The organism is Acidovorax sp. (assembly GCF_047607405.1).
In the GTDB taxonomy this organism is placed as follows: domain Bacteria; phylum Pseudomonadota; class Gammaproteobacteria; order Burkholderiales; family Burkholderiaceae_C; genus Acidovorax.
In genome coordinates this window covers 1-7,748 of sequence record NZ_JASGDA010000025.1, presented here as the reverse complement: position 1 = coordinate 7,748, position 7,748 = coordinate 1, and the positions used below count along the sequence as shown (strand labels likewise).

Annotated in this window: 7 protein-coding genes and 2 pseudogenes; 7 read left to right on the top strand and 2 right to left on the bottom strand. The window is 67.2% G+C overall.

Annotated features, from left to right (window positions below):
- Positions 1–399: Hpt domain-containing protein (locus tag QM569_RS03370; RefSeq protein WP_414985813.1), on the top strand; the 399-nt coding region annotated here is incomplete at its 5' end.
- A gap of 9 nt (positions 400–408) precedes the next feature.
- Entirely contained in the window at positions 409–1,353 is a 945-nt protein-coding gene (locus tag QM569_RS03365; protein ID WP_414985812.1) for a diguanylate cyclase domain-containing protein, read from the top strand.
- 58 nt (positions 1,354–1,411) lie between these two features.
- Here QM569_RS03365 and QM569_RS03360 read toward each other — a convergent pair whose 3' ends face one another.
- A complete protein-coding gene (locus tag QM569_RS03360) occupies positions 1,412–3,112 on the bottom strand; it encodes an electron transfer flavoprotein-ubiquinone oxidoreductase (RefSeq protein ID WP_414985811.1) in 1,701 nt (566 codons plus the stop codon).
- A gap of 340 nt (positions 3,113–3,452) precedes the next feature.
- Here QM569_RS03360 and katG point away from each other — a divergent pair, with 340 nt between their 5' ends.
- The gene (gene katG / locus QM569_RS03355) at positions 3,453–5,627 is read left to right on the top strand and encodes a catalase/peroxidase HPI (RefSeq protein ID WP_414985810.1); all 2,175 of its coding nucleotides are present in this window, start codon (positions 3,453–3,455) and stop codon (positions 5,625–5,627) included.
- 30 nt (positions 5,628–5,657) lie between these two features.
- On the opposite strand, the pseudogene QM569_RS03350 reads toward katG, so the two are convergent.
- Positions 5,658–5,735: pseudogene (locus QM569_RS03350) on the bottom strand (helix-turn-helix transcriptional regulator); the annotation flags it as partial.
- A gap of 49 nt (positions 5,736–5,784) precedes the next feature.
- On the opposite strand from QM569_RS03350, the gene QM569_RS03345 reads away from it, so the two are divergent.
- The 4 genes and pseudogenes from QM569_RS03345 to QM569_RS03330 all read left to right on the top strand — a co-directional run.
- Positions 5,785–6,492: a CoA transferase subunit A gene (locus tag QM569_RS03345; protein ID WP_414985809.1), complete on the top strand. Its 708-nt coding sequence runs from the start codon at positions 5,785–5,787 to the stop codon at positions 6,490–6,492.
- A gap of 2 nt (positions 6,493–6,494) precedes the next feature.
- Positions 6,495–7,133, top strand: coding sequence for a 3-oxoacid CoA-transferase subunit B (locus tag QM569_RS03340; RefSeq protein ID WP_414985808.1), 639 nt, complete (start codon positions 6,495–6,497; stop codon positions 7,131–7,133).
- Positions 7,133–7,303 (top strand): hypothetical protein, encoded by a 171-nt coding sequence (locus QM569_RS03335; protein WP_414985807.1) that lies wholly within the window; start codon positions 7,133–7,135, stop codon positions 7,301–7,303. The genes QM569_RS03340 and QM569_RS03335 overlap by 1 nt, the downstream gene beginning before the upstream one ends.
- Positions 7,304–7,455: 152 nt before the next feature.
- Positions 7,456–7,748: pseudogene (locus QM569_RS03330) on the top strand (hypothetical protein); the annotation flags it as partial.

The window sequence follows — 7,748 nt, the reverse complement described above, 5'->3', positions numbered from 1 at the left end:
CCGCCCGAGGCGCCCGCCGATGCCGCCGCCGCGCCGGAAGGCCGCCCGGCGTTCGACCCGCGCCTGCTGGAGCGGCTTCAGCGCCTGGTGGCGCCCGCGCGCTTCGACACCATGCTGCGCATGCTCATAGCGGACTGCCATCGTCATGGCGAACAGGCCCGCAGGCTCGCCGCCCAGGCCGACCTGCCCACGGACGCGCTGCGCAAGCAGGCGCACGACCTCATCGGCACGGCGGGCCACGCGGGCTTCAAGCGCCTGGAGCAACTGGGCCATGGCCTGCGGCAGGCCGTGCGCGCGGGCGACATGGCCGCCGCGCGCCTGCTACTGCAGGACATCGCCGCCGCGTCCGCGCAGGCGGTGCAGGCCCTGGAGCAGCGTTTCGGGGCGGGCGAAAAATAAAATAGCGGCATGGACCACCACCACGGCAGACGGCTGAACGACTTTCCCGGCGAGGACTCGCGGCCCAAGGTGCTGCTGGTGGACGACCAGCCGCTCAACCTGATGTTCGCCGCCGCCGAGATCGAGGACCTGTGCCACCCCATCCTCGCGGGCAATGGCGAGGAAGCCCTGCACCTGGCCCGCGCCGAGCAGCCCGGCCTGATCCTGCTGGGCGTGCGCATGCCGGGCATGGACGGCTTCGAGGTCTGCCGCCGCCTCAAGGCCGACCCGGAGACTGCGGGCATCACGGTCATCTTCCTCACGGCGCTGAACGACGAGACGGACGAGGAGCTGGGCCTGAACCTGGGCGCCATCGACTACATCAGCAAACCGTTCAGCCCGCCCATCCTGCGCGCGCGGGTGCGCAACCAGCTCCTGGGCCTGCGCCAGCGCCAGCAGCTGGAGCGCATCGCGCAGATCGACGCACTCACCGGCATCGCCAACCGCCGCAGCTTCGACGGCGGCCTGCAGGACGAATGGCGCCGGCACCTGGCCGCCGGGCAGCCGCTGGGGCTGCTGATGATCGACGTGGACCATTTCAAGCAGTTCAACGACCGCTGCGGCCACCCGGCGGGCGACCAGGCCCTGCAGCGCGTCGCCGCCGCCATCGCGCGGCACATGCAGCGCCAGGACGACCTGGCCGTGCGCTACGGCGGCGAGGAGTTCGCCTGCATCCTGCCGCGCACCGACGGGCCAGGCGCGCTGGAGTTAGGCGAGCGGCTGTGCGAGGCGGTGCGCGCGCTGCGCATTCCCCACCCCGCATCCACGGCGGGGCAATGGGTCACCATCAGCGTGGGCGCCTTCAGCTGCGTGCCCCGGGCCGGTATGTCCACAGCCGACCTGGTGGTGGGGGCCGACCGCCACCTGTACCAGGCCAAGGCGCAGGGGCGCGACCGGGTGGTGGCTGGTTTTTAATGCCAAATCGGCCTGCAGCCCTTATCCAGAAAGCACAAGCAGCTATTGATTCAATAGCTTACATGCCCGAGTAGTTCGGCCCGCCGCCGCCCTCGGGCGTCACCCACACGATGTTCTGCGTGGGGTCCTTGATGTCGCAGGTCTTGCAATGCACGCAGTTTTGCGCGTTGATCTGCAGGCGCTGGGCGTCGCCGCCCTTGGCGGTGTCGGGCACGAACTCGTACACGCCTGCCGGGCAGTAGCGCGCCTCGGGGCCCGCGTACTTGGCCAGGTTGACGTTGACCGGCACGCTGTCGTCCTTGAGCGTCAGGTGCGCGGGCTGGTTCTCCTCGTGGTTGGTGTTGCTGATGAACACGCTGGAGAGGCGGTCGAAGGTGAGCTTGCCGTCCGGCTTGGGATAGACGATGGGCTTGCACTCTGCGGCGGGCTTCAGGTACGCATGGTCCGGCTTGTCGCGGTGCAGCGTCCAGGGGATGTGGCCGCGCAGCACGAATTGCTCGAAGGCGTTCATCACCGTGCCCACGCTGAGGCCGTACTTGAACCAGTTCTTGAAGTTGCGGTCCTTGTTCAGCTCGGTGTAGAGCCAGCTCTTCTCGAAAGCCTCGGGGTAGGCGCGCAGTTCGTCGTGCTGGCGGCCAGTGGTCACGGCGTCGTAGATGGCGTCTGCCGCCAGCATGCCGGTCTTGATGGCGGCGTGGCTGCCCTTGATGCGGCTGACGTTCAGAAAGCCCGCGTCGCAGCCCACCAGCGCACCGCCGGGGAAGATGGTCTTGGGCAGGGCGTTGATGCCGCTGGCGTTGATGGCGCGCGCGCCGTAGGACAGGCGCTTGGCGGTGATCTCGCCCTGCTCGTTCTCGAAGTAGTAGCGCACGTTCGGGTGCGTCTTCCAGCGCTGGAATTCCTCGAACGGGCTCAGGTACGGGTTCTGGTAGCCCAGGCCGGTGACGAAGCCCAGGGCGACCTTGTTGTCGTCCAGGTGGTACAGGAAGGCGCCGCCGTAGGTGTCGTTCTGCATGGGCCAGCCAGCGGTGTGCATGACGAAGCCGGGCTGGTGGCGCTTGGGGTCGATCTCCCACAGCTCCTTGATGCCGATGCCGAAGCTCTGCGGGTCGCAGCCTGCGTCCAGGTGGTAGCGGGCGATGAGTTGCTTGCCCAGGTGGCCACGCGCGCCTTCGGCGAACACGGTGTACTTGCCCAGCAGTTCCATGCCGAGCTGGAAGTTCTCGGTGGGCTCGCCGTCCTTGCCCAGCCCCAGGTTGCCGGTCGCAACGCCCTTCACCGAGCCGTCTTCGTTGTAGAGCACCTCGGCGGCAGCGAAGCCGGGGAAGATTTCCACGCCCAGCGCCTCGGCCTGCTCGCCCAGCCACTTGGTCACGTCGCCCAGGCGCACGATGTAGTTGCCGTGGTTCTGCGCGAAGGGCGGCAGTAGCGGGTTGGGCACGCGAAAGCCGGACTTTTCGCTGAGGAAGATGTAGGCGTCGTCGGTGACCGGCTGCTTGAGCGGCGCGCCCTTGGCCTTCCAGTCGGGGATGAGTTCGGTCAGCGCCTTGGGGTCCATGATGGCGCCCGAGAGGATGTGCGCGCCGGGCTCGGAGCCTTTTTCGAGCACCACCACCGACACGTCCTGGCCTTTCTCTGCCGCCAGTTGTTTCAGGCGGATGGCGGTGGACAGGCCCGCGGGGCCGCCGCCCACGATGACCACGTCGTATTCCATGGATTCGCGGGGGCCGTATGCGCTGAGGATCTCTTCGTTGGTCATGGTGGGCGTCTCATCGGGCGTTTGATAATGGGGCGATTGTATTCAGGAATGGCACAAAAAGAACGGTCGTTCTTTTTTAAGAGTCAAAGAGGAGACTCTCGATGGCATACAGCGTGTATTGCATGGGCAAGGCGCGGTGGGCGACGGGTTCGCCGTGTAGGCTGGCATAGGGTCAAATCGACCGCTGGCGCTTATTCAGCATGCACCTGAAGCTATCAAAATCATAGTTAATCGAGTTTGGCTATGAAGGGTATGTAATTAATTGAATTCACATACTCATAGGGAATTCCTAACATCCGTGGCACAGCAGTTTCATCGACCGTTCCACAAGGAGTTCCCCATGACGACAGAAGCCAAATGCCCCTTCGGACACACTGCGGCAGTCAGCAAAGGCACCCGCAACGCCGACTGGTGGCCCAACCAGCTCAACCTGCGCCCGCTCAACCAGAACTCCCCGCTGCTCGACCCCATGGGCGAGGGCTTTGACTACGCCGAGGAATTCAAGAGCCTTGACCTGGCTGCGGTCAAGGCCGACCTGCGCGCGCTGATGACCGATTCGCAGGACTGGTGGCCGGCCGACTTCGGCCACTACGGCCCGCTGTTCGTGCGCATGGCCTGGCACAGTGCGGGCACCTACCGCCTGGCCGACGGGCGCGGCGGCGCTGGGGCGGGGCAGCAGCGCTTTGCGCCGCTCAACAGCTGGCCCGACAACGCCAATCTGGACAAGGCGCGCCGCCTGCTCTGGCCCATCAAGCAGAAGTACGGGCGCAAGATCTCGTGGGCCGACCTGATGATCCTGACCGGCAACGTCGCGCTCGAATCCATGGGCTTCAAGACCTTCGGCTTCGCGGGCGGTCGCCCCGACGTGTGGGAGCCGGACGAGAACGTCTATTGGGGCTCCGAAACCACCTGGCTGGCCGACGACAAGCGCTACAGCGGCGACCGCAACCTGGAGACGCCCCTGGCCGCCGTGCAGATGGGCCTGATCTACGTCAACCCCGAAGGCCCGGGCGGCAACCCCGACCCCATCGCCGCCGCGCGCGACATCCGCGACACCTTCGCGCGCATGGCGATGGACGACGAGGAAACCGTGGCCCTGATCGCGGGCGGCCACACCTTCGGCAAGACGCACGGCGCGGGCGACGCGGCCCTGGTGGGTGTCGACCCCGAGGGCGCGGGCATCGAGGCGCAGGGCCTGGGCTGGGCCAGCCGCCACGGCAGCGGCAAGGGCGGCGACGCCATCACCAGCGGCCTGGAGGTGACCTGGACCACATCGCCCACACAGTGGAGCAACAATTTCTTCGAGAACCTGTTCGGCTTCGAATGGGAGCTGACCAAGAGCCCCGCAGGCGCGCACCAGTGGGTGGCCAAGGGCGCCGAGGCCATCATCCCCGACGCGCACGACCCGGCCAGGAAGCACCGGCCCACCATGCTAACGACCGACCTGTCGCTGCGGTTCGACCCGGCCTACGAGAAGATCTCGCGCCGCTTTCTGGAGAACCCGCAGGTGTTTGCCGACGCCTTCGCCCGCGCCTGGTTCAAGCTCACCCACCGCGACATGGGGCCGCGCGCCCGCTACCTGGGCCCCGAAGTGCCCGCCGAGGAGCTGATCTGGCAAGACCCCATCCCCGCAGTGAACCACCCGCTGGTGGACGCGCAGGACATCGCCGCTCTCAAGGCCAAGGTGCTTGCCTCGGGCCTGACAACGGCGGAACTGGTGGCCACGGCCTGGGCCTCGGCCAGCACCTTCCGGGGCGGCGACAAGCGCGGCGGCGCCAACGGCGCGCGCATCCGCCTCGCGCCGCAGAAGGACTGGGCCGTGAACCAGCCCGAGCAGCTGGCGCGCGTGCTGAAGGCACTTGAAGCCATCCAGGCCGAATTCAACGCGGGCGGCGCCAAGAAAATCTCGCTCGCCGACCTGATCGTGCTGGCAGGCGGCGCGGCCATCGAAGCCGCCGCTGCCAAGGCAGGCCACACCGTCACCGTGCCCTTCGCCCCGGGCCGCATGGACGCCTCGCAAGAGCAGACCGACGTAGCCTCGTTCGCCGTCATGGAGCCGGTGGCCGACGGCTTTCGCAACTACGTGCGCCCCGGCCTGGAGGGCGCGGTGGCCGAGCTGCTGGTGGACCGCTCCAACCAGCTCACGCTCACGGCCCCTGAAATGACCGTGCTGGTCGGCGGCCTGCGCGTGCTGGGCGCGAACGTGGGCGGCACCGCGCACGGCGTGTTCACCCAGCGCCCCGGCGCGCTGACCAACGACTTCTTCGTCAACCTGCTCGACATGCGCACGCAATGGCGCCAGTCGGCCACGGCAGGCGTGCTGGAAGGCGTGGACCGTGCCAGCGGTGCGCCCAGGTGGACGGGCACCGTGGCCGACCTGGTCTTCGGCTCCAACTCGCAGCTGCGCGCCTTGGCCGAGGTCTATGGCAGCAGCGATGCGGGCCCAGTCTTCGTGCGCGACTTCGTGGCTGCGTGGGTCAAGGTGATGAACCTCGACCGCTTTGACCTGCGGTAAGTCGGCGCGGGCGGCGCTGGTGGGGCAGCTTCCCACCAGCAGCCTCTGCACCAGATCGGCGGCGGTGGATGCGTTGTACTTGCGCATGAGTCGCGCGCGACCGATCTCCTTGGATACGTAGTATCGTGACGCATCCCAATTCGCAAAGGAGATCGTGGTGAACAAGATATTCCCCTCCGCCGCCGAGGCCCTCCAGGGCGTGGTGGCAGACGGCCAGCTCATCGCCGTGGGCGGCTTCGGCCTGTGCGGCATCCCCGAGGCGCTGATCGAGGCGCTCAAGGACAGCGGCGTCAGGAACCTGACCTGCATCTCCAACAACGCCGGCGTGGACGGCTTCGGCCTGGGCAAGCTGCTGGAAACGCGCCAGATCAAGAAGATGATCGCCAGCTACGTGGGCGAGAACAAGGAGTTCGAGCGCCAGTACCTGGCGGGCGAGCTGGCGCTGGAGTTCACCCCCCAGGGCACGCTGGCCGAGAAGCTGCGCGCGGGCGGCGCGGGCATCCCGGCCTTCTTCACCAGGACCGGCGTGGGCACCATGGTGGCCGAGGGCAAGGAACTGCGCGAGTTCGACGGCGAGACCTATGTGATGGAACGCTCCCTGGTGCCCGACGTGGCCCTGGTCAAGGCCGACGTGGCCGACAAGAGCGGCAACCTGCGCTTCAACCTCACGGCGCGCAACTTCAACCCAGCGGCTGCCACGGCAGGCAAGGTCTGCATCGTGGAGGTGGAGAAGATCGTGGAAGTGGGCGAGATCGCGCCCGACGACGTTCACCTGCCCGGCATCTACGTACACCGCATCGTGCTGAACGCCAACCCCGAGAAGCGCATCGAGAAGCGCACGATCACTGAAACCAAAGGAGCCTGAACATGCCCTGGACCCAAGACCAGATGGCCGCGCGCGCGGCGCAAGAACTGCAAGACGGCTTCTACGTCAACCTCGGCATCGGCATCCCCACCCTGGTGGCCAACCACACCGGCGCCAAGGAGGTGTGGCTGCAGTCCGAGAACGGCATGCTGGGCATCGGCCCGTTCCCGACCGAGGACCAGGTCAACGCCGACCTCATCAACGCCGGCAAGCAGACGGTGACCACGCTGCCCGGCTCGTCGATCTTCGGCAGCGACCAGAGCTTCGCCATGATCCGCGGCGGCAAGATCAACCTCAGCATCCTGGGCGCCATGCAGGTCAGCGAGAAGGGCGACCTGGCCAACTGGATGATCCCCGGCAAGATGGTCAAGGGCATGGGCGGCGCGATGGACCTGGTGGCCGGCGTCAAGCGCGTCATCGTGCTGATGGAGCATGTCGCCAAGAAGAAGGACGGCACGATCGACCTGAAGATCCTGCCCCAGTGCACGCTGCCGCTGACCGGCGTGGGCGTGGTGGACCGCATCATCACCGACCTGGGCGTGCTGGACGTGACGCCCCAGGGCCTGAAGGTGGTCGAACTGGCGCCGGGCGTCAGCTTCGACGAACTGCAGTCCAAGACGGGCGTGACGCTGATCGCTTGATGCAGGCGCAATGCCTGTTCCAATGGACAAGGCCGGGGCGCGAGGCGCTGTGGCAGATCCAGGGCATTCTGAACACCTGCCAGCGCCGCTGGCCGCAGTTGGCCGAGCGGGCTACGCCTGGCGATGCGGCGGTGGCGGATTGGTGCGACTGGGTCGCGGGCGCGCTGTAGGGTTGGCAGTCAAATACTCCTGAATTGATAGCTGACAGTGCTTGCCCAATAAGCGCTAGAGGCTGTTTTTGCTTGTATTTCTTGATGAAAAGCCATGGCTTTGCATGGCTTGAAAATACTGGCTATATTTACAGTATTTTCAAGCCCGCTCCATGCCCGCGCTGCCTTCCCTCATCCTGCCCTTCGCCGTCCCCGGCGTCTGGCACGCGCACGAGCTGGGCGCAGCCCAACGGCAGGCGCAGCCCACGGGGCATGCGCTGCTGGATGCGCAACTGCCCGGCGGGGGCTGGCCGCTGGGCGCGCTGACCGAGGTCTTGCAGCCCCTGGCCGGGCGGCACGAATGGCCGCTGGTGCTGCCCGCGCTGGCGCAGGCCACGGCGGCGCGCGCGGGGGCCGTGGTGGCGGTGGCGCACCGTCCGAGCCCTTCGGCCCGGCGCTGTGGGGG

Excerpts from the sequence above, each read along its gene's own strand:
- QM569_RS03340 (WP_414985808.1), top strand. The coding sequence starts at position 6,495 with ATGCCCTGGACCCAAGACCAGATGGCCGCGCGCGCGGCGCAAGAACTG.
- katG (WP_414985810.1), top strand. The coding sequence starts at position 3,453 with ATGACGACAGAAGCCAAATGCCCCTTCGGACACACTGCGGCAGTCAGC.
- QM569_RS03360 (WP_414985811.1), bottom strand. The coding sequence starts at position 3,112 with ATGACCAACGAAGAGATCCTCAGCGCATACGGCCCCCGCGAATCCATG.
- QM569_RS03365 (WP_414985812.1), top strand. The coding sequence starts at position 409 with ATGGACCACCACCACGGCAGACGGCTGAACGACTTTCCCGGCGAGGAC.
- QM569_RS03335 (WP_414985807.1), top strand. The coding sequence starts at position 7,133 with ATGCAGGCGCAATGCCTGTTCCAATGGACAAGGCCGGGGCGCGAGGCG.